The 19,113-nt window shown below is 72.6% G+C and carries 21 protein-coding genes, 2 tRNA genes and 1 other RNA gene; 15 read left to right on the top strand and 9 right to left on the bottom strand.

What is annotated here, in order from left to right:
* Positions 1-6: 6 nt before the first annotated feature.
* Both ACZ6JT_RS20245 and ffs read right to left on the bottom strand, forming a co-directional pair.
* Positions 7-2,232, bottom strand: coding sequence for a DNA polymerase III subunit gamma and tau (locus ACZ6JT_RS20245; RefSeq protein ID WP_469211477.1), 2,226 nt, complete (start codon positions 2,230-2,232; stop codon positions 7-9).
* Between the two features lie 67 nt (positions 2,233-2,299).
* An RNA gene (gene ffs, locus ACZ6JT_RS20240) (signal recognition particle sRNA small type) lies at positions 2,300-2,394 on the bottom strand.
* 108 nt (positions 2,395-2,502) lie between these two features.
* Here ffs and ACZ6JT_RS20235 point away from each other — a divergent pair.
* Positions 2,503-2,590 (top strand) — tRNA-Ser (locus tag ACZ6JT_RS20235).
* A gap of 80 nt (positions 2,591-2,670) precedes the next feature.
* Here the strand turns inward: ACZ6JT_RS20235 and ACZ6JT_RS20230 are convergent.
* The 3 genes from ACZ6JT_RS20230 to ACZ6JT_RS20220 all read right to left on the bottom strand — a co-directional run bounded on the left by ACZ6JT_RS20230 (position 2,671) and on the right by ACZ6JT_RS20220 (position 6,053).
* The gene (locus ACZ6JT_RS20230) at positions 2,671-4,206 is read right to left on the bottom strand and encodes an MFS transporter (RefSeq protein WP_469211474.1); all 1,536 of its coding nucleotides are present in this window, start codon (positions 4,204-4,206) and stop codon (positions 2,671-2,673) included.
* Between the two features lie 130 nt (positions 4,207-4,336).
* A complete protein-coding gene (locus ACZ6JT_RS20225; RefSeq protein WP_469211472.1) occupies positions 4,337-5,107 on the bottom strand; it encodes a hypothetical protein in 771 nt (256 codons plus the stop codon).
* Positions 5,108-5,240: 133 nt separating this feature from the next.
* Positions 5,241-6,053 (bottom strand): VOC family protein, encoded by an 813-nt coding sequence (locus ACZ6JT_RS20220; protein WP_469211471.1) that lies wholly within the window; start codon positions 6,051-6,053, stop codon positions 5,241-5,243.
* 112 nt (positions 6,054-6,165) lie between these two features.
* On the opposite strand from ACZ6JT_RS20220, the gene ACZ6JT_RS20215 reads away from it, so the two are divergent.
* Both ACZ6JT_RS20215 and ACZ6JT_RS20210 read left to right on the top strand, forming a co-directional pair.
* Positions 6,166-6,768, top strand: coding sequence for an HhH-GPD-type base excision DNA repair protein (locus tag ACZ6JT_RS20215; RefSeq protein WP_469211470.1), 603 nt, complete (start codon positions 6,166-6,168; stop codon positions 6,766-6,768).
* 55 nt (positions 6,769-6,823) lie between these two features.
* The gene (locus ACZ6JT_RS20210; RefSeq protein WP_365468327.1) at positions 6,824-7,297 is read left to right on the top strand and encodes a cupin domain-containing protein; all 474 of its coding nucleotides are present in this window, start codon (positions 6,824-6,826) and stop codon (positions 7,295-7,297) included.
* Here the strand turns inward: ACZ6JT_RS20210 and opcA are convergent.
* Together opcA and ACZ6JT_RS20200 are read right to left on the bottom strand one after the other, a co-directional pair.
* Entirely contained in the window at positions 7,246-8,178 is a 933-nt protein-coding gene (gene opcA, locus ACZ6JT_RS20205; RefSeq protein ID WP_469211467.1) for a glucose-6-phosphate dehydrogenase assembly protein OpcA, read from the bottom strand. The genes ACZ6JT_RS20210 and opcA overlap by 52 nt on opposite strands.
* A 77-nt stretch (positions 8,179-8,255) precedes the next feature.
* Positions 8,256-9,899 carry a helicase HerA-like domain-containing protein gene (locus tag ACZ6JT_RS20200; protein WP_469211465.1) on the bottom strand — a complete coding sequence of 548 codons (1,644 nt, stop codon included), beginning with the start codon at positions 9,897-9,899 and terminating at the stop codon, positions 8,256-8,258.
* Between the two features lie 88 nt (positions 9,900-9,987).
* Here ACZ6JT_RS20200 and ACZ6JT_RS20195 point away from each other — a divergent pair, with 88 nt between their 5' ends.
* The gene (locus ACZ6JT_RS20195) at positions 9,988-10,284 is read left to right on the top strand and encodes a type II toxin-antitoxin system VapB family antitoxin (protein WP_030010424.1); all 297 of its coding nucleotides are present in this window, start codon (positions 9,988-9,990) and stop codon (positions 10,282-10,284) included.
* Between the two features lie 93 nt (positions 10,285-10,377).
* The gene (locus ACZ6JT_RS20190; RefSeq protein ID WP_469211463.1) at positions 10,378-11,049 is read left to right on the top strand and encodes a LytR C-terminal domain-containing protein; all 672 of its coding nucleotides are present in this window, start codon (positions 10,378-10,380) and stop codon (positions 11,047-11,049) included.
* A 93-nt stretch (positions 11,050-11,142) separates the two neighbouring features.
* Here the strand turns inward: ACZ6JT_RS20190 and upp are convergent, their stop codons facing one another.
* Entirely contained in the window at positions 11,143-11,778 is a 636-nt protein-coding gene (gene upp, locus ACZ6JT_RS20185) for a uracil phosphoribosyltransferase (protein WP_030010426.1), read from the bottom strand.
* Positions 11,779-11,941: 163 nt separating this feature from the next.
* On the opposite strand from upp, the gene ACZ6JT_RS20180 reads away from it, so the two are divergent.
* From ACZ6JT_RS20180 to ACZ6JT_RS20135, 10 genes are all read left to right on the top strand, one after another.
* On the top strand, positions 11,942-12,883 hold the full coding sequence (locus ACZ6JT_RS20180; protein WP_469211460.1) for a universal stress protein: 942 nt from the start codon (positions 11,942-11,944) through the stop codon (positions 12,881-12,883).
* Positions 12,884-12,967: 84 nt separating this feature from the next.
* Positions 12,968-13,147 (top strand): hypothetical protein, encoded by a 180-nt coding sequence (locus tag ACZ6JT_RS20175; RefSeq protein WP_030027564.1) that lies wholly within the window; start codon positions 12,968-12,970, stop codon positions 13,145-13,147.
* Between the two features lie 337 nt (positions 13,148-13,484).
* Positions 13,485-14,033: a tRNA adenosine deaminase-associated protein gene (locus ACZ6JT_RS20170; protein ID WP_469211459.1), complete on the top strand. Its 549-nt coding sequence runs from the start codon at positions 13,485-13,487 to the stop codon at positions 14,031-14,033.
* A gap of 59 nt (positions 14,034-14,092) precedes the next feature.
* Positions 14,093-14,521: a tRNA adenosine(34) deaminase TadA gene (gene tadA, locus ACZ6JT_RS20165; protein WP_051836524.1), complete on the top strand. Its 429-nt coding sequence runs from the start codon at positions 14,093-14,095 to the stop codon at positions 14,519-14,521.
* Positions 14,522-14,580: 59 nt separating this feature from the next.
* Positions 14,581-14,667, top strand: a tRNA-Ser gene (locus ACZ6JT_RS20160).
* Positions 14,668-14,775: 108 nt separating this feature from the next.
* Positions 14,776-15,066 carry a hypothetical protein gene (locus tag ACZ6JT_RS20155; protein ID WP_469211457.1) on the top strand — a complete coding sequence of 97 codons (291 nt, stop codon included), beginning with the start codon at positions 14,776-14,778 and terminating at the stop codon, positions 15,064-15,066.
* A gap of 364 nt (positions 15,067-15,430) precedes the next feature.
* Complete coding sequence (locus ACZ6JT_RS20150; RefSeq protein ID WP_469211456.1) at positions 15,431-15,592, top strand: hypothetical protein; 162 nt, start codon at positions 15,431-15,433, stop codon at positions 15,590-15,592.
* A 464-nt stretch (positions 15,593-16,056) separates the two neighbouring features.
* Positions 16,057-16,878, top strand: a complete 822-nt coding sequence (locus ACZ6JT_RS20145; protein WP_469211586.1) for an RNA polymerase sigma factor SigF — start codon at positions 16,057-16,059, stop codon at positions 16,876-16,878.
* Between the two features lie 230 nt (positions 16,879-17,108).
* Complete coding sequence (locus ACZ6JT_RS20140) at positions 17,109-17,951, top strand: RNA polymerase sigma factor SigF (protein ID WP_376611786.1); 843 nt, start codon at positions 17,109-17,111, stop codon at positions 17,949-17,951.
* Between the two features lie 50 nt (positions 17,952-18,001).
* On the top strand, positions 18,002-18,799 hold the full coding sequence (locus ACZ6JT_RS20135) for a hypothetical protein (RefSeq protein ID WP_469211454.1): 798 nt from the start codon (positions 18,002-18,004) through the stop codon (positions 18,797-18,799).
* Between the two features lie 71 nt (positions 18,800-18,870).
* On the opposite strand, the gene ACZ6JT_RS20130 is transcribed toward ACZ6JT_RS20135, so the two are convergent.
* On the bottom strand, positions 18,871-19,113 hold the full coding sequence (locus tag ACZ6JT_RS20130; RefSeq protein WP_469211453.1) for a hypothetical protein: 243 nt from the start codon (positions 19,111-19,113) through the stop codon (positions 18,871-18,873).

The raw sequence follows: 19,113 nt of genomic DNA, 5'->3' as shown, positions 1-19,113 counted from the left end.
AGGCCGCTACTCGTTCGTGTATTCCTCCACAACGGTGGCTCCCAGCTCGCGCACGATCAGGTCGTGTCCGGTCAGGGCGCTCTCCACGAGGTCGGGATCGTCCTCCTCCGCGAAGTCGTCCTCGGGGGCCACCGGCGGGGGCGCCTGCTGTACGGGGGGCTGCGGGGCCGGAGCCGACTGCTGGGGCGGCTGCTGCTGCTGCGGGTACTGGGGCGCGGGGGCCGCCTGCGGGGCGGGCTGCGCCGGCGGCGGGTTGTAGGCGGGGGGCGGCGGGGCGGAGTAGGAGGAGGGGGCCTGGGCCACGGGGGCCGGGCCACCGCCGCCCACCACGGCGTCGATCTTCCAGTTGACCTGGAACTGCTCGGCCAGAACCGCCTTGAGCACGTCCTCGCTGCCGCTGCTCGCGAAGTTGTCGCGGGCTCCGGCGTTGGGGAAGCCGAGCTGGAGGGTGGTGCCGTCGAAGCCGGTGACCTGGGCGTTCTGGCTGAGCAGGATCCAGGTGAAGCGGCGGCGGTTCTTCACGGCCTCCAGGACGGCGGGCCACATCGCCTGGACCTGCCCGGCGCCGGCGGCCATGCCGGGGGAAGGGGCGGCGGCCGGAGCCGGGGCCGGTGCGGCTGCCGCCGGCTGGGCGACGGGCGCGGGCGCGCCCTGGCCGGGGGCGGAGGCGCTGGGCCAGGCACCGGCGGCCGGGGCGGCGGGCGCTGCCGGCGTCGCGGGGGCGGCCGGGGCCGCGGCTCCGGGCCAGGCGCCGGGGGCGCCGCTGCCGGGCTGGGCGGCTCCGGGCCAGGCGCCGGGCGCGGCGGCGGGGGCGGCGGGGGCGGAAGCTGCGGGCGCGGCATGGGCCTGGGCGGCCGGGGCCTGGGCCTGGGCGGCGGGCGCCGACTGACCCGGAGCCTCCGACTGCGCGGGAGTCCGTACCGGCGCGGGAGCCGGCACCGGGGCGGGCGGCTGGGCGGCAGCGGCGGCGGCGCGCGCGGCGGCGGGACCCCCGCCGGGACCGGCGGGCGCCATGGCGTGCGCCTCGGGCCCGGGCACGTAACCCATGGCGGGCGGGGCGGCGAAGGCGGCGGCCCCACCGCGCTCCAGCCGGTCGAGCCGGGCCTGGAAGGACCGCTCGTCGTCGAAGGCGGCGGGCAGCAGCACGCGGGCGCAGATCAGCTCCAGCTGCAGCCGGGGCGCGGCCGCGCCGCGCATCTCCGTGAGGCCGGCGTTGACCAGATCGGCGGCGCGCGACAGCTCGGCGGCCCCGAACACGGAGGCCTGGGCCTGCATCCGCTCCATCACGTCGACGGGGGCGTCGATCAGCCCCTTCTCCCCGGCATCGGGCACGGCGGCCAGGATGACGAGGTCGCGCAGCCGCTCCAGCAGGTCGGCGACGAACCGGCGCGGGTCGTTCCCGCCTTCCACCACCCGGTCGACGACCTCGAAGGCCGCCGCCCCGTCCCGGGCCGCGAAGGCGTCGATGACGGAGTCGAGCAGGGACCCCTCGGTGTACCCGAGCAGGGAGGTCGCCATGGCATACGTCACACCGCCTTCGCCCGCGCCGGCGAGCAGCTGGTCCATGACGGACATCGAGTCACGCACGGACCCGGCGCCGGCGCGCACGACGAGCGGCAGCACACCGTCCTCGACCGTGGCTCCCTCCCGCCCGCAGACCTCGCCCAGGTAGTCCCGCAGGGTGCCGGGCGGCACCAGCCGGAAGGGGTAGTGGTGCGTCCGGGACCGGATGGTCCCGATCACCTTCTCCGGCTCGGTGGTGGCGAAGATGAACTTGAGGTGCTCCGGCGGCTCCTCGACCACCTTCAGCAGGGCGTTGAAGCCCGCCGAGGTGACCATGTGGGCCTCGTCGATGATGTAGATCTTGTAGCGGCTGGACGCCGGCCCGAAGAAGGCCTTCTCGCGCAGGTCACGGGCATCGTCCACACCACCGTGCGAGGCGGCGTCGATCTCGATGACGTCGAGCGACCCCGGCCCGTTCCTGGCGAGGTCCCGGCAGGACTGGCACTCCCCGCAGGGGGTCGGAGTGGGACCCTGCTCACAGTTCAGACACCGGGCGAGGATGCGCGCGCTGGTGGTCTTCCCACACCCGCGCGGCCCGCTGAACAGGTACGCGTGATTGACCCGGTTGTTCCGCAGGGCCTGCATCAGCGGTGCAGTGACATGCTCCTGCCCGATGACCTCGGCGAACGACTCGGGGCGATAGCGGCGGTACAGCGCAAGGGACGACACGTCTACGAGGTTATCCGGGCCCACCGACAACAGCGGCCCGCCGGCGCCACCAAGGCCCCCGGGAGCGCAAAGCGCCCCCCACGCACCCGCCAGAGCCCACTTACCCTTGCTGCCTTCCGGCCCTGGGGGAGTTGGGTGAGATAGCGCCACGTGAGGGGCTGGCCCCACCCTAGCGGATGGATGCCCCCGGAATCGACCCGGACCCCGGTCCGTCCTCCCGCCGACGATCACGTTCGCGAGCACCCCTCAACGTCTTGTATTGTTTGCGGCGGAGGATTCGCCTAGTGGCCTAGGGCGCACGCTTGGAAAGCGTGTTGGGGGCAACCCCTCACGAGTTCGAATCTCGTATCCTCCGCCAGTGCCTCACCGGGCACTTGAAGGCCCCGACCGGGAAACCGGCCGGGGCCTTCTGCGTTCCCGGAGCCTGCCGTGCGCCGGTCAGTGCGCGACGGGGTTCGCCGGCTCGGGGGTCTCGGTTCGGGGCGCGGGGGCTCCGGTTCGGGTCCGGTCGCGCATCAGGACCAGGGCCAGGGCCGCGGCGGCCAGGACTCCGGCCGCCGCCGCCGTGAAGGTCGCCGACATCGCCGAGGTGAAGGCGTCGCGGGCGGCGTCCGCCAGGGCCGGGTCGGTCAGCGCCGCGGCGACGGAGTGGCGGGCGGCGTCCGGGGCCGAGCCGGGCAGCCCGGCGGCGTAGGTGGTGGAGAGCACGGCCCCCAGTACGGCCACGCCCAGGGCGGCTCCGGCCTGCTGGACGGTGTCGTTGAGGGCGGAGCCGACGCCGGCGTGCTCCTCGGGGACGGCGCCCATCAGGGCGGCGGTGGCGGCCGGCATGGCCAGCCCGCTGCCGATGCCCATCAGCACCATGGCGGTGGCCAGCGGCGCGAAGCCGTCACCCGCTTCCAGGGTGGTCAGGACGCCGAAGCCGGAGGCGATGACCGCCAGGCCGACGGCGGTCATGACGCGGTTGCCGATCTTCCGGCCGAGGGTGGCGCCGAGGCCGTTGAAGAGGAGCGTGGCGACGGCCAGCGGGGTGAAGGCGAGGCCGGTCTCGGTGGGGGTGTAGCCGCCGACGAACTGCAGGTACTGGGTCAGGACCAGCATCAGGCCGCCGTTGGCGAAGGTCAGCAGCACGAGGGAGAAGCTGGCGCCGCTGAACATCCGGTCGCGGAAGAGGGCGAGCGGGACCATCGGGGAGTCTGTGCGGACCTCGTGGACGACGAAGGAGGTCAGGGCGACCACGGCGATGCCGAGCGCGGTGAGGGTGGACGCGGCGGTCAGGCCGTCCTTCGGGAGGGCGATGATCGTCCAGATCAGGGCCGTCATACCGGTGACGGACAGGGCCATGCCCGCGAAGTCGGGGCGCCGCCAGGGGCCCTTGGACTCCGGCATGAGGATCAGCGCGGCGGCGATGGCGAGCAGCGCGATCGGCACGTTCATCAGGAAGACCGCGCCCCACCAGAAGTGGGCGATGAGCACGCCGCCGAGCCCCGGGCCGCCCACGAGGCCGAGCACGGCCACCGCGCCCCAGGCGGAGATGGCCTTGCGGCGCTCCTCCTCGTCGAAGACGGTGATCAGGATGGAGAGGGTGCTCGGCATCACGAGGGCGCCGCCGATGCCCATCACCACGCGGCCGGCGATGAGCTGGGCGGGGGAGTCGGCGTAGGCCGCGAGGAGCGAGGCGACTCCGAAGAGGGCCAGTCCGACGACCATCACGCGGCGGCGGCCGAAGCGGTCGGACAGGCTGCCCGCCGTGAGCAGCAGCCCGGCGAAGACCAGGATGTACGACTCGATGATCCACTGGATGGCCTCGGCGCCGGCGCCGAGGTCCTCAGCGATCGGCGGGATCGACACCGTCAGCACCATGTTGTCGACGACCAGCACCAGGGTGCTGAGGCAGAGCACGATCAGGATGAGCCAGCGTCGCGGATTGCGAGCCTCAGCCCTGTCCACGTCCACGTCCACGTCCACGTCCACGGTGATCCCTTCCCGTTTTCCTCGCGTCGCTGCGTACAGCGTTCGCTTGCGTGTGAACAACGTACGCTCATGCGTACAGCGTTCGCAAGAGGCAGTCCGGAGCCGCCGTGGCCCGCCCGGTCGGCGGCGCCTAGCCGACGTAGGCGTCGAGCGCCGGGAAGCAGACGGCGTTGTCCGTGCTGCAGATGTCGGGGCCGCCGCGCGGCAGGACGTCCGGGGAGGGGCGTTCGTACGTCAGCAGGCTCAGCGTCCGGCCCGAGGCGAAGACGGCCGTGGCGTCGCGGACCGGCCCGGCGCCCGGGCTCGGCGTCGCGGATCCTGCGTACCGGTACGGGCCGTGGCCGCCGTCCACGATGGCGAAGTAGACCGTACGGGTGCCGCTCGCGCCGGACTCACCGGGCTCGCCGGACCCGCCGGGGTGCAGCCCGCTCTTGGTCACCAGTCGGATCCCGATCCGCGCCCAGGACGTGGGCAGCGGCCTGCAGTCGAGGTCCGCCCGCTCGCCACGGACCACGGCGAGGCAGTAGTGGCGGTCGTCCGGCATCCAGGCGAACTCGCCCGCGCCGGCCTCGGGCTCACGGTGGATCACGATGATCGAGTCGTCGCCCTGCGCCGCGGCCACCGGCCAGCGCCGGCGGACCGCTTCCAGCAGCGGGGCGTCGGCGGGCGTGACCTGCCCCTCCCCGACCGGCGCGGCCGGCCCGGACGTCGAGGGCGGAGTCGGAGTCGTCGCCGGAACCGACGGCACCGACGGCACCGGCGAGGGCGGGAGCAGCAGCGAAGGCGCGGGCGGGGGTGAGGCCTTCGGTGCCAACGGCGGCGCCGGGGGCGGCGCGCACGAGGCCGCCGCCAGCATCACCAGCCCGCATCCCGCCGCCGCCAAGACCGTTGCACGCCTCATCGAATCCGCCCCCGCACCGCTCGAACGTACGTTTAGGGAGCGAAGTCTGCCCGGGGGTACGGCCTCACGGTCGGGCGGGCCGCGCGATCCGCCGCCCGCCCCGCCCCGCCCCACCCCCACCCGCCTGCGCGGCTCAGCCGAAGGAGGGCATCTCCCCGACCGTCGTGGACATGTCGATCACCGCGAAGGCGGCGCCCTGCGGGTCGGTGACCGCCGCGAACCGGCCGAACGGGCTGTCCATCGGCCCGAAGTGCAGCTTCCCGCCGTGCTTCTTCGTCTTCGCGACCGCCTCGTCGCAGTCCGGCACCCCGAAGTAGATCTGGACGTACGGCGGGACCTCCGGCGGGAACTCGTCGGTCATCTTCATCCGGCCCAGCACCGGGTTCCCGCCGTCGCCCACACTGAAGATCTTGAAGTCGATGTTCGCCGTCTCGGGGTCGTCGCCCGGGTCCATCTGCTGGGCGCCGTACGGGAACACCTTCGGAAAGAACTCGTCCGCCTTGGCCGGTTCCCGGGTGAAGACCTCCGCCCAGGCGTACGAGCCGGCCTCGCCCGTCTTCTCGAAGCCCTTGTGCTCACCCGGCTGCCAGACACCGAAGACGGCGCCGCTCGGCTCCTTGGCGATCACCATCGTGCCGAAGGCGCCCACCTGCATCGGGCCCATCAGCACCTCGCCGCCGGCCGAGGTGATCTTCTCGGCGGTGGCCGCGGCATCGGGCGAGGCGAAGTACAGACACCACTGCGAGGGCGCGTCGACCCCCGGCATCGGCGGCACGACGGCCGCCACGGCCCTGCCGTCGGAATAGGCCTGCGTGTAGTTGCCGTACTCACTGCTGGCTTCGCCGAAGGTCCAGCCCAGCACGTCGCCGTAGAAGGCCTTGGCACCTTCCACATCGGTGAACATCGCGTCCACCCAGCACGGCGCGCCCTCGGAGAACTCAGGCATGATCGATCGCTCCTCGACTCGTGGCTGTCGTCTCGTACCCGTCGTCGTACTCACGCTAGGCGCGCGGTGTGCCGACCGCGCGGGGAGCGCGCCCACGCGGGACGCTGGTGCCATGGACAAGGACATCACCATCCGGCTGGCGCAGCAGCCGGACGCCGACGCGCTGCTCGGCCGGAGCCCGCTCGCCGCGCTCGTCGGGATGCTGCTGGACCAGCAGGTACCCATGGAGTGGGCGTTCGCGGGGCCCTGGACGATCGCGCAGCGGATGGGCGCCGACGATCTGGACGCGCACGCCATCGCCGCGTACGACCCGGAGGCCTTCGCCGCCCTGCTCTCCGAGAAGCCCGCCGTGCACCGGTATCCGGGGTCGATGGCGACGCGGATCCAGCAGCTGTGCGCGTACCTGGTGGAGCACTACGGCGGGAACGCGGAGGCGGTCTGGGCCGACGCCGCGACGGGCCGGGAGCTGCTGAAGCGGCTCAAGGCGCTGCCGGGTTTCGGGGAGCAGAAGGCGCAGATCTTCCTCGCCCTGCTGGGCAAGCGGCTCGGTGTGCGCCCTTCGGGGTGGCGGGAGGCCGCGGGCGGGTACGGGCAGGCGAACGTCTACCGTTCGGCGGCCGACATCACGGGCCCGGAGTCGCTGGCCAAGGTGCGGGCGCACAAGCAGGAGATGAAGGCCGCCGCCAAGGCCGCGAAGGCCGCCGGCGGGTCCTGACGCGGCCGGAAAAAGGAAGATCCAATTCCCGCTGCCCGAACGTAGATTGGGGCTCATGACAGAGAACCTGACGCGCGCCGCCACTGCCGAAGCCATCTACGACGCCCCCGGCAGCCTCATCACCCTGCTCACCGACACCGACGAGCTCACCTGCAACACCGCCACCTTCGAGGAGGGCGCGGCCGGAGCCCCGGTGCACTTCCACACCAAGGCCACCGAGTTCTTCCACGTCACCGCCGGGCAGCTCGACGTCCTCGTCGACGACGAGATCCACACCCTGGGCGCCGGCGACTTCATAGCGGTCCCGCCGGGCGTCAAGCACGCCTTCGCGCCCGCCGCCGGCCACACGGCCAGCGTCTTCGTCGGCTTCACCCCCGGCATGGCGCGCTTCGACTACTACCGGCTGCTCGGCCGGGTCAACGCGGGCGAGGCCACCGTGCAGGACATCAAGGACAGCTCGGCGACCTACGACAACCACTACGCGGAGAGCCCCGTCTGGAGCGGCCGCCGCCGCAGCGCGGAGCCGTAGACCACGTCCGCGTCGAGGCGGCGCAGCTCCTCCGAGATCAGTTCGGCGTTGCTGCGGATCTTCAGGGCCACCTTGCGGTCCACGCTCCCCGGCAGGACCAGGGTGGCCAGCGCGCCCGCGGGCCGGTCCACCCGGATCTCGCCGCCCGTGGTCCGCAGGCTGACCCGGGTGATCACCGGGCCGGGGCTCTCCGCCCGGTCGACCGGCACTCCGAGCCGGTCCTCCAGCCAGCGCGCCAGCAGCTCGGCGCTGACGTTGCCGGCCTCGCTCTCCACCGTCGCTCCCGTCACCGGGAGCGGCTTCTGGTCGAGGGCGGCCGCCAGCAGCGCCCGCCACGGGGTCAGCCGGGTCCAGGCCAGGTCGGTGTCGCCGGGCTGGTAGCCCGCGGCCCGCTCGTCGAGCACGGCGACCGGGTCCGCGGCGGCCGACGCGTCGGTGATGCGGCGCTGCGCGAGCGCGCCCAGCGGGTCCCACGCCAGGTCGGCGGGGGCGTCGGCCGGCCACCACGCCACCACGGGCGCGTCCGGCACGAGCAGGGGCAGCACGACCGAGGCGGTGTGCTCGACCAGCGCGCCGTGCAGGCGCAGCAGCACGACCTCCCCGCTCCCGGCGTCGGCGGCGACCCGCAGTTCGGCGTCCATCCGGGTGGCGCGGAGCGTGAGCGGGCCGCGTGAGACCCGCCTGATCACCGCGATGATGCGGCACGGGTGCTCGCGCGAGGCCTCGGAGGCCGCGCGCACGGCGTCGTAGGCGTTCTCCTCGTCGGTGACGACGACGAGGGTCAGCACCAGCCCCATGGCGGGGCTGCCTACGGCCCGGCGGGCTTCGAGCAGCGCCCGGTTGACCTTGCTGGACGTGGTGTCGGTGAGTTCGGTCCGCATGCGACGAGTCTGTCAGCGCGCACCCGGGTAGCGGCAATCGGTTCGCTCGACTCCGCCTCGAAGGCCGCCCGGCGGTGTCACCGCCGTTTGCGCGCCGTTCCGAAGACGGAGCGCGAGATCTCCCGGCCCAGCTGGGTCCCGATCGAGCGTGCCAGCGAGCGGAACACCCCGCTGCGCACCACCTGTTCGGCCAGTGAGGGATCCGGCTTCGGAGCGCTGCGCGCGGCCCTCGCCGCCTCCTTCTCCGCCTCCTTGGCCTCCTTCTCCGCCTGCTTCTCCGCCTCCTCGGCGTGCTTCTCGGCCTCGGCGGCGGCCGCGGCGGCCTCCGCCCGCGCCTCGGCCGCGGCCTGCTCGGCGCTGATCTTCTCGTACGCCGACTCGCGGTCGACCGGCTCCGCGTAGCGCGACCAGAGCGGCGAGGACTTCACCGCCCGGTCCAGGGCGGCCGGTTCGATCGGCCCCATCAGCGACTGCGGGGCCCGCAGCCGGGTCGCCGCGACCGGGGTCGGGGCGCCCTTCTCGCTGAGCACGGTGACGACCGCCTCGCCGGTCCCCAGCCCGGTGAGCAGCTCCTCCAGGTCGTACGGGGAGTTGGGGAAGGTCCGCACGGTCGCCTTCAGCGCCTTGGCGTCGTCGGGGGTGAAGGCGCGCAGTGCGTGCTGCACCCGGTTGCCGAGCTGGGCGAGCACGTCCGCCGGTACGTCCTTGGGAGTCTGCGTCACGAAGAAGACACCGACGCCCTTGGAGCGGATGAGGCGCACGGTCTGGGTGATGGAGGCGAGGAAGGCCTTCGAGGCCCCGCTGAACAGCAGGTGCGCCTCGTCGAAGAAGAAGACGAGCTTGGGCCGCTCCAGGTCGCCGACCTCCGGCAGGTCGTTGTAGAGGTCGGCCAGCAGCCACATCAGGAAGGTGGAGAAGAGCTGGGGCTTGTCCTGGACCGCCGGGAGTTCCAGTACGGAGACCAGTCCGCGACCGTCCGGGGCCGTGCGCAGGAATTCGCTCGTGTCGAACTCCGGCTCTCCGAAGAACTCGGCGGCGCCCTGCTGCTCGAAGGTCGTCAGCGCCCGCAGGATCACCCCGGCCGTCACCGTGGACAGGCCGCCGATGCCCTTGAGTTCGGGTTTGCCCTGGTCGGAGACGAGGAAGGCGACGACCGCGCGCAGGTCCTTGAGGTCGATCAGCTCCAGGCCCTTGGTGTCGGCGTAGTGGAAGATCAGGCCGAGGGACTGTTCCTGCGTCTGGTTGAGCTGGAGCACCTTGGACATCAGGACCGGGCCGAAGCTCGTGACGGTCGAGCGGACCGGGATCCCGGGGCCGATCCCGCCGAGGGAGTAGAACTCGGTCGGGTACGCGTTCGGCTCCCACTTCTGGGCCACCTCCCGGGCCCGTTCGTCGATCCTCGGGCCGGCCGTGCCGGGCGCCGAGATCCCCGAGACGTCCCCTTTGACGTCCGCCAGGAAGACGGGCACGCCGGCCGCCGACAGCTGCTCGGCGATGAGCTGGAGCGTCTTGGTCTTGCCGGTGCCGGTGGCGCCGGCGATCAGCCCGTGGCGGCCCAGCATCGACAGCGGGATGCGGATCTGACGCTCGGGCAGGCAGCCGCCGTCCCAGAGGAGGGCCCCGAGATCGAGCGCGGGTCCGGTGAAGGCGTACCCGGCGGCGATCTTGTCGGCTGGGTCCGTCTGGTCCGCCGGGACGGCGGGCTCGGTGCTCTCGCTCATGGATCACTCCCCAAATAGCACTGTTCGCCACTTTTGCACCACCGCTTCGAGGCTGCGCCCGCAGGCGCGGGCCCGGTAGGCTTTCCGTGTGATCTTCAAGCGCATCGGAAGCGGGCGGCCGTACCCCGACCACGGCAGGGAAACCACCCGGCAGTGGGCGGACGTCGCGCCGCGCCCGGTCCGGCTCGACCAGCTCGTGACGACCAAGGGACAGCTGGACCTCGAAACGCTGCTCGCCGAGGACTCCACCTTCTACGGCGACCTGTTCGCCCATGTCGTGAAGTGGCGGGGCGACCTCTACCTGGAGGACGGGCTGCACCGCGCCGTGCGCGCCGCCCTGCAGCAGCGCCAGGTGCTGCACGCCCGCGTCCTCGAGATGGACTGACGTGTTCGCGTAGATTGCGCCTTTCGGGTCGCCATTGACCTATCAGCAGATCATTTAGTAGGCATCGCCACCGGGCCGCACTACGCTGCGCCCATGAGCATGCTCACTCCCCCCGGCATGGGCGGAAAGTACCGCGTCACGGGAGCCGCCTACCCCCGTATGAGCCGTAAGCGGAGCCGTCCTCGGATCGCCCTCGCCATCCTCGGCTCGGTCCTCGCGCTTGCCCTGGTCGGCTACGGGGCACTGCAGCTCATCGACGTGTTCCGCGGCGACAGCCCCAAGCGGAACACGGCTGCGGGTGCCAAGGACTGCCCCACGACGCCGCCCAAGGGCGCTGCCAAGGGCGGCCCCGTCGCCGCCACCACCGCCTCGGCCGCCGCGAAACCCGCGGTCGTGCTCCCGCCGCCCGGCGAGATCACGGTCAACGTCTACAACGCGACCCCGCGCGCGGGCCTGGCCAAGGCGGTCGGCGACGAACTGGCCAAACGCGGCTTCGTCATCGGTCACGTCGGCAACGCCCCGGCCGACTTCGACAAGAAGGTCCCCGGCACCGGGATACTGCTGGGCTCCCCCACGACGGACAAGGCCGCCTTCTCCGTGCTGGGCACCCAGCTCGCCGGCACCACCCAACAGACCGACACCCGCGAGGGCGCGGACATCGACCTGATCCTGGGCGACGCCTTCAAGGAGCTCAGTACGAAGGAGGACGCGGACAAGGCGCTGGCCGTCCTGGCCAACCCCGTGCCCGCGCCCGCCAAATGCTGAACGCCACGTGCTGAACGCCTGAACCGCGTACCGGCGTCCCGGCCGGCCGCTCCGCCTTCGGTGCGCGGTGCCGGCCGGCCGGCCGTCGGACGGCTATTCGGCCGAGCCGTACATCCGGTCGCCCGCGTCGCCCAGCCCCGGCACGATGTAGCCGTGCTCGTTGAGCCGCTCGTCCACCGCGGCCGTCACCACGGTCACCGGCGTGCCCGCCAGCTCGCGCTCCATGATCTCGACGCCCTCGGGCGCCGCCAGCAGCACCACGGCGGTCACGTCGTCGGCGCCGCGCTTGATCAGCTCCTGGATCGCCGCGACGAGCGTGCCGCCGGTGGCGAGCATCGGGTCGACGACGTAGACCTGGCGTCCGGAGAGGTCCTCCGGCATGCGCGTCGCGTACGTGGAGGCCTCCAGGGTCTCCTCGTTGCGGACCATGCCGAGGAAGCCCACCTCGGCGGTCGGCAGCAGCCGCACCATGCCGTCGAGCATGCCGAGGCCGGCCCGCAGGATCGGTACGACCAGCGGGCGCGGGTGGGAGAGCTTCACGCCGGTGGTCGGGGCGACCGGCGTCTCGATGTCGGCCTGCTCCGTGCGCACGTCGCGGGTGGCCTCGTACGCGAGCAGGGTGACCAGCTCGTCGGCGAGCCGCCGGAAGGTGGCGGAGTCGGTGCGCTTGTCGCGCAGGGTGGTGAGTTTGTGCGCCACCAAGGGGTGATCGACGACCTGCAAACGCACAACATCCTCCAAAACTGAGCCTGCGACCAGCAAAAACGGCCGCACGACGCGACCTGCACCCAAAAGGCTACGCGGTGACACGGCCCCTTCGCGTCCGAAGCGGCGGCTACGCCCGCAGCGGCCTGCGGATGCGACCCGCGCGGACGCCCAGCACGCTGGACGGATGAGCAACGCACCGGTGATCGCCGCCGTCGACGGGTCCGAACACAGCCTCAAGGCCCTGGAGTGGGCGAGGGCCGCAGCCGTCCGGCACGGTACGGAGCTGATGATCGCCCATGTTCTGCCCGACCACGCCCAGTTGTATGCCGGCCGCCGGGCGGCCCTGCACGACGCCTCGCAGCCGGCGGAGTTCGCCGACCCCGTGAAGGACTGGGTACGGGCCCTGCTGGGCGGCGGCCCCGAGCTGCCCGAGGGGATCCGGTACGAGGCCCTGGAGGGCTCCGTACCCGAGGCGCTGCGGGTGATCGGCGCGGGGGCCTTGATGCTGGTGATGGGCTCCCGGGGCCGCGGCGGCTTCGCGAGCCTCTTGCTCGGTTCGAGCAGCAGGGCGGTGGCGTCGACGGCCCCGTGCCCCGTGGTGGTGGTCCCGCACGCCGAGCGCGGCGCCGGGGCGGCCGGCTCCGAGGAGTCCGCCGGGCGCGTGGTGCTCGGACTGCACGCCGCCGAAACGCCCGACGACGTCCTGTCCTTCGCCTTCGCGGAGGCGGCCGTGCGGGGGACCACCGTCCAGGTGGTCTCCGCGTACGCCGTCCCGCCCGCCCCGGCCCTGGTGATCGACCGGCCCTTCGAGGTGATCCCGCCGGAGGGCCTCGCCGACGAGGGGGACGGCGTACCGGCCGAGCGGGAGATGCTCCGCTCCCAGACGGCGCGGCTGGCGCCCCTGCGCACGCGCTACCCGGACGTCCCCGTGGAGCAGGCCGCGGTCCCCGGCGACCCGGCGGGCCGGCTGGTCGACGCCTCCCGGTCGGCGGCCCTGGTGGTGGTCGGCCGCCACCACCCGCGGCGTACGGCCATGTCCCTGCAGATCGGCTCGGTGGCCCATGCGGTACTGCACCACGCGCACGGCCCGGTGGCGATCGTCCCGACCCTCAGGGACGACGTCTGACCTGCGCAGGGGTGGCATCAAACGCCCCGTCGGGGGGAAGGTGGGTGCAGGGGGAAACGACCGACCAGCCCAGGGTGGTGGCCGATGCCCGACACGCAGCCGAGCGACGATGCGCCGGAGACCGCGGCCCAGCGCCGAGCCCGCCGCGCGCAGTTCCTGCGCGACCTCATGGAGGCCCGCGCCCTGCGCGACCGCGTCCAGCCCCGCCGCGCCCGCGCGGCCCGCATGCGCCAGCAGATGCGGATGCGCACCTTCCGCTGGTGACCCCCGAGTCCCCCCGGACGAAGTCTTGGGGAGGGTCCGGGGGGGGAGCCCCGGGGAGCCGGCCGCCGGGCCCGGCGCGCCGCGACACGGCCGAGCCGTACCGCCCGCCACGCACCCCCCGGCACGGCCCCGCCGCCCCGCCCCCGCAACCCCGGGAGCCCCCCGCAGGGACACGGCACGGCACGACGCAAGCGTCGAAGACCTCTCGCAAAGCCGCTGTTTCTGCCACGATGCCGATTGGGCGGGGCACGAACGGCGAGCACGCGGCCGTCACGGCCCCAACCTCCGGCCGGGGGGACCTCCAACCGGCACGCCTAAGACCAGTGGGAGAGTCACGGTGTATTTCGCCGCACTGCTCGCGCGCACCGAAGACGGGTGGGAAGCGAGCGACATGGAACTCGACGACGTCGAGTCCCTCAGTGATCTGATCGATCTCGCCCGGTCCGCCGCTGTCGACGACGACACGGTGGTCGCCCTCATCGAGCAGGAGGACGCCTGGTTCGGCGTCGTCCGCGTGGACGGCGAGGAGGACCCTCGGTACTTCGTATCGAACGCCTCCGTGGCCGCCCGCAGCTCCTACGGCTCGATGCTGACCAAAGAGCTGCTGGGCAGCGACGAGGAGGACGACGAACTCGACGAGCTGGACCTGGACGGCACCGAGGACGGCGAGGAGGACGCCATCGCGGCCTACGCGGACGAGGACGCCGACGAGGACGTGGCGGGCGGGACGGGCGCGGAACCGGTACCGGCCGGTCCGCTCGGCGACCCGCTGCTCCTGGACGACCTCGGGGTGACCAACAAACAACTGATGACCCTCGAGGGGGACGCCCTCTCGGAGATCGCCGAATCCCTCGGCGCCACCGAGGTCCTGGAGGCCGTCCGCTAGTGATCCGCACGCACGACACGCGCACCACCGATCCCGTACGGGACCCGTGGCGCGACTCCATGCGCCTGGCGCTCCAGGAGGCCGCCCGGGCGGTGCCGGCCGGCGATGTGCCGGTCGGCGCCGTCGTGCTGGGCCCGGACGGGGAGCTCCTCGCCACCGGGTACAACGAACGCGAGGCGACCGGCGACCCCACGGCGCACGCCGAGGTCGTGGCGCTGCGCCGGGCGGCCGCCGCACGCGGCGAATGGCGGCTTCCGGGGTGCACCCTCGTGGTGACCCTGGAGCCGTGCGTGATGTGCGCGGGCGCGCTCGTGCAGTCGCGCGTCGCCCGGGTCGTCTACGGCGCGGACGACGAGAAGGCGGGCGCCGCCGGGTCCCTGTGGGACCTCGTACGGGACCGCCGGCTCAACCACCGTCCCGAGGTGGTCCGCGGCGTCCTCGCCGAGGAGTGCGCCCGGCAGCTGACGGACTTCTTCCGTGAGCTGTGACGGCGGGCCCGCGGATACGGATTTCGGCGCACGGGCCACCTTGGGCTAAGCTCTCTCTCGGTAGCGTGTCCGAGCGGCCGAAGGAGCACGCCTCGAAAGCGTGTGATGGTGCAAGCTATCCGTGGGTTCAAATCCCACCGCTACCGCTCTGAACGAGAGCCCCGCCCCGCAAGGGTCGGGGCTCTCGGCGTTCGCGGCGCTCCCGTCCGGCGGACAGCCGCGTGACCGCCCGCCCCTTCGGCCGTTGTCACGGCATGACCAAGACCCAGCGCATCCTCGCCGCCATCGCCCTCGCGGGGGCCGCCGCGGGCCTCGCCGCACCCGCCGCCTCGGCCGCCCCGATCGCCCCCCTCGCCCTCCCGGACCTGCCGACGGCCGCGCCCGGGATGCCGGCGGGCGCCCAGCCCACTTCCGTCTCGGAGGTCGGGTCGAAGCTCAGCGAGGGTGCGAACCAGCTCAACGCGCTCATGGAGGTGCCGAACCAGCTGTACCCGGTGATCGCCCCCGTGGAGCCCGTGCTGGGCCTCGCCGGCGGCCTCGAGTAGTCCCGTTCCCGTACGACGCGAGGAAGGCCCCGACCGGGGTCGGGGCCTTCGACGTAGGGGACGGGGGAAGTGGCATCCGGGGGGACGAAGCCACTTCCCCCGACGAGGACGGACCTGCCGATCCGGGCCGCGGTCAGGGGGAAGCTCGCGGCTCGGACCCCGCAGTGAGGCCCTGTCCCTCACCCGCCGGTTTCCTGCCAGAACCGGTGGGCTCACCCCCATCCTGCGGCCGCCGCACCCCCCGACCCAGCGGCAAAGGACCTGGAGCACCGGGTCATTGGTCCTTAAAGGACACGTCAGTGTCCAATCTTGACCGGTTAGACTCACCCGACTTGCAAGGACCGGTTGGGGAGGCCGCCCGCTCGTGGACACCAGGAAACTCATCACGGGTGCCCTCACCGTGTTCGCCCTCTTCGTGATCATCACCCAGCCGAAGAGGGCGGCCGAGATGGTGGAAATAGGCTTCCAGGGGATATCGGATGCCGCATCCGGCATCGGCGAGTTCATGACCGAACTGGTGCGCTGACCCCGTACGCTGAAGCGGTTCCCGGAATTCCGGCCCCCCACTCCGACGGGTGGGGGGCTTTTTGCATCCCCATCGCTGGGCGTATTGCCCTGATATGCCCAACTTGCCCTCAACACGGCGTTATACGGTGCTTGCGCACAGTGCACATCTCTTGTGATGCTATGACCGCTTTTGACGGATGAGTTGACTGAAGGGGTGGCGTGACCGTGCCGGCCAGTACTGCGCCTCAAGTGCCACCCCAGCAAGACCCCCAGGTGCCGACCCAGCAGGAGCCCCGCCAGGAGTCCGGGCAGGAGTCCGGGCAGGACCCGGGGCGTGAACCGGACCAGGAGCCGGGGCATGCGCCGAGGCATGAGTCGGGGCAGGCGCCAGGACAGGGGCCGGGGCAGGGGCCAGGGCCGGGGCACGGGCCGGGGCAGGAATCCCGTCCCGAGCCCCGTCCCGAGCCCCTTCCGGAGCCCCTTCTGGAGCCCCGCCAGGAGTCGCCGCCCGAGGAGCCCCCGGCCGCACCGAGACCCCCGAGCCGGGGCGCGGACACCCGCGCCCTCACCCAGGTCCTCTTCGGCCAGCTGAAGGACCTGGAGCCGGGCACCAGCGAGCACACCCGGGTGCGCGGGGCTCTCATCGAGGCCAACCTCCCGTTGGTCCGGTACGCGGCCGCCCGCTTCCGCAGCCGCAACGAGCCGATGGAGGACGTGGTCCAGGTCGGCACCATCGGCCTGATCAACGCCATCGACCGCTTCGACCCGGACCGCGGCGTGCAGTTCCCGACCTTCGCGATGCCGACCGTCGTGGGCGAGATCAAGCGGTACTTCCGCGACAACGTCCGCACCGTCCACGTGCCGCGCCGCCTCCACGAGCTGTGGGTCCAGGTCAACGCCGCCACCGAGGACCTCACCACGCTCCACGGGCGCACCCCGACCACCCCGGAGATCGCCGAACGCCTGCGCATCACCGAGGACGAGGTGCTCTCCTGCATCGAGGCCGGGCGCAGCTACCACGCGACCTCGCTGGAAGCCGCCCAGGAGGGCGACGGCATGCCCGGGCTGCTGGACCGCCTCGGCTACGAGGACCCCGAGCTGGCCGGGGTCGAGCACCGCGACCTCGTCCGCCACCTCCTCGTACAACTGCCCGAGCGCGAACAGCGGATCCTGCTCCTGCGGTACTACAACAACCTGACGCAGTCACAGATCAGCGTCGAGCTCGGGGTCTCCCAGATGCACGTCTCGCGGCTGCTCGCGCGGAGCTTCGCCCGACTGAGATCCGCAAACAGGATCGAGGCGTAACCGTAACGAGTGGAGATCATCCGCACGTTTCCCGACAGATCGGGCTGATCGCCTTCCGAGCGCTTCTGTCGCTGGAGATATATGTCGACTTGGCGCTACAGCGTGTTGCCGACATGTGACATTCTGCTTGAACCGCGTTTGCCGCAGCCCCGCCTCCGGTATTCAGGTGGAGGCTGCGTTCCTCCGACGGGCGCGCCGTACGCGACCGTCCGCGACCTCAAGGGGGTGGCATGTCCGTAGACCAGGGCAGCTCCAAGGTGCTCACACTCGTCAAGAGCGTGACGCCGCCGGCAGCGTCCGACCGCTCGGAAGCCATCGACACCCGCACCCTCTCCCGCTCCCTCTTCCAGCGACTCGCCGCCCTGGACGCGGACAGCCCCGAACGGGCGTACGTACGCGACACCCTGATCGAGCTGAACCTGCCCCTCGTGCGGTACGCCGCGGCTCGCTTCCGCAGCCGCAACGAGCCGATGGAGGACATCGTCCAGGTCGGCACCATCGGCCTGATCAAGGCGATCGACCGGTTCGACTGCGAACGCGGCGTGGAGTTCCCGACGTTCGCGATGCCGACCGTCGTGGGCGAGATCAAACGATTCTTTAGGGACACGTCCTGGTCCGTCCGCGTCCCGCGGCGGCTCCAGGAGCTGCGTCTGGCGCTGACCAAGGCCAGCGACGAGCTCGCCCAGAAACTGGACCGCTCGCCGACCGTACCGGAGCTCGCCGCCGTGCTCGGGGTCTCGGAGGAGGACGTGGTCGACGGTCTCGCCGTCGGCAACGCCTACACCGCCTCCTCGCTCGACTCGCCCTCTCCGGAGGACGAGGGTGGCGAGGGCTCGCTCGCGGACCGCCTCGGGTACGAGGACACCGCGCTCGAAGGCGTCGAGTACCGCGAGTCCCTGAAGCCGCTGCTCGCCAAACTCCCGCCCCGGGAACGGCAGATCATCATGCTGCGGTTCTTCGCGAACATGACGCAGTCGCAGATCGGCGAGGAGGTCGGCATCTCCCAGATGCACGTCTCCCGGCTGCTGACCCGCACCCTCGCGCAGCTGCGCGCAGGCCTCATCGGAGAGTGACCGGGCTCCGCCCGCTTCCCAATTGACGATCCGTCAGGAAAACTGGCGCGATGCGAAAGGGATCGCGGGCGGCCACCGCCCTCCTCGCCCTGTGCTGCACGGCCGTCGCCGCTCTCACCGGCTGCGACGGCCCGGCACGGGACGGCTACGTCGCCGTGGGCGCAGCGGCCCCGGGCCCCGAGCGGGCCGAGGGGGAGAACGTGGCGCCGCGGGGACAGGTCGAATTCCAGCAGCTCGGCGGCCCGTCCGCGGCGGGCGACTCCGCCACGTCGGCCGGTACGTCGGCCCGCCCATCGGACGACGCTTCGGCCCCGGCCCCGGGATCCGGGCTCCCGGGCGGCTCCACTCCGGGCGGAGCCGCGACCACCACCGCCGGCGGCTCCACGGGCGCTCCCGGCGGCACCCCGGCGGGCCCCGGCCGGACCCCTCCGGCGGGCACGCCGAACGCGCCGGGCGCTCCGGGGACACCGTCGACGCCGCCCACGAGCCCGGGCGGCCCCTCGACCAGGCCCGGCAGCGAACCCCCGGCCCCGCCCACGACCCCGGCGAAGCTGACGCTGTCCGAGCCGACCAGGGCGGCCGCGGCCGACCGCTGGTGCGAGCGGGTCACGGTGACCTTCACGAACACGGGCACGACGGCGGCCCGCGCCGGCACGGTCAGCTTCGCGACGCACGTCATCGGCGCGCTCGGCATCGACTGGGCCACGATCACCACGACCCAGCCACTGCCGGCGCCCCTCGCCGGCGGAGCCTCGAAGACGCAGACCTACACGGTGTGCGTGGAGGCCTGGCGGGTGCCGCTGGGCATGCACGTGGAGACCCGGAACGTCACCGCCACCTGGAGCTGAGGCCGGCCGACCGCGCCCCCGGGACCGCAGCAGGCGGTCGGGGCCGCGGGACCCGGCCCCGGCCCGAATCGTCAGTGCAGGACCACCCAGGCGGCCGCACCGATCAGGAGGACGAGCCCGATGATCAGGGCCACCTTCGCGGTCGAGCCCGAGGACCCGGACCGCTCCTGCTCCGCGGCGCGGCGCTGCTGGCGGGAGCCCGGTGCCGCCTGGCGGGCCGGTGCGGCCTCCTCGACGAACGCCCGGAACATCTGCGTGCTGCCCGCGGGGTCGTAGTTGCCCTCGGGGACCTGTGAGTTGTGGTTCTCAGCCAT

It is taken from the genome of Streptomyces sp. NPDC046308, assembly GCF_055588065.1.
Note: the sequence above shows the minus strand (reverse complement) of the source record. Positions and strands in the feature narration are given on the sequence as shown.

Excerpts from the sequence above, each read along its gene's own strand:
- ACZ6JT_RS20140 (WP_376611786.1), top strand. The coding sequence starts at position 17,109 with ATGTCCGTAGACCAGGGCAGCTCCAAGGTGCTCACACTCGTCAAGAGC.
- ACZ6JT_RS20220 (WP_469211471.1), bottom strand. The coding sequence starts at position 6,053 with ATGCCTGAGTTCTCCGAGGGCGCGCCGTGCTGGGTGGACGCGATGTTC.
- tadA (WP_051836524.1), top strand. The coding sequence starts at position 14,093 with ATGCGCCTGGCGCTCCAGGAGGCCGCCCGGGCGGTGCCGGCCGGCGAT.
- ACZ6JT_RS20200 (WP_469211465.1), bottom strand. The coding sequence starts at position 9,899 with ATGAGCGAGAGCACCGAGCCCGCCGTCCCGGCGGACCAGACGGACCCA.
- ACZ6JT_RS20130 (WP_469211453.1), bottom strand. The coding sequence starts at position 19,113 with ATGGCTGAGAACCACAACTCACAGGTCCCCGAGGGCAACTACGACCCC.
- ACZ6JT_RS20210 (WP_365468327.1), top strand. The coding sequence starts at position 6,824 with ATGACAGAGAACCTGACGCGCGCCGCCACTGCCGAAGCCATCTACGAC.
- ACZ6JT_RS20225 (WP_469211472.1), bottom strand. The coding sequence starts at position 5,107 with ATGAGGCGTGCAACGGTCTTGGCGGCGGCGGGATGCGGGCTGGTGATG.
- ACZ6JT_RS20135 (WP_469211454.1), top strand. The coding sequence starts at position 18,002 with ATGCGAAAGGGATCGCGGGCGGCCACCGCCCTCCTCGCCCTGTGCTGC.
- ACZ6JT_RS20155 (WP_469211457.1), top strand. The coding sequence starts at position 14,776 with ATGACCAAGACCCAGCGCATCCTCGCCGCCATCGCCCTCGCGGGGGCC.
- ACZ6JT_RS20180 (WP_469211460.1), top strand. The coding sequence starts at position 11,942 with ATGAGCAACGCACCGGTGATCGCCGCCGTCGACGGGTCCGAACACAGC.
- ACZ6JT_RS20175 (WP_030027564.1), top strand. The coding sequence starts at position 12,968 with ATGCCCGACACGCAGCCGAGCGACGATGCGCCGGAGACCGCGGCCCAG.
- ACZ6JT_RS20190 (WP_469211463.1), top strand. The coding sequence starts at position 10,378 with ATGAGCATGCTCACTCCCCCCGGCATGGGCGGAAAGTACCGCGTCACG.
- opcA (WP_469211467.1), bottom strand. The coding sequence starts at position 8,178 with ATGCGGACCGAACTCACCGACACCACGTCCAGCAAGGTCAACCGGGCG.
- ACZ6JT_RS20215 (WP_469211470.1), top strand. The coding sequence starts at position 6,166 with ATGGACAAGGACATCACCATCCGGCTGGCGCAGCAGCCGGACGCCGAC.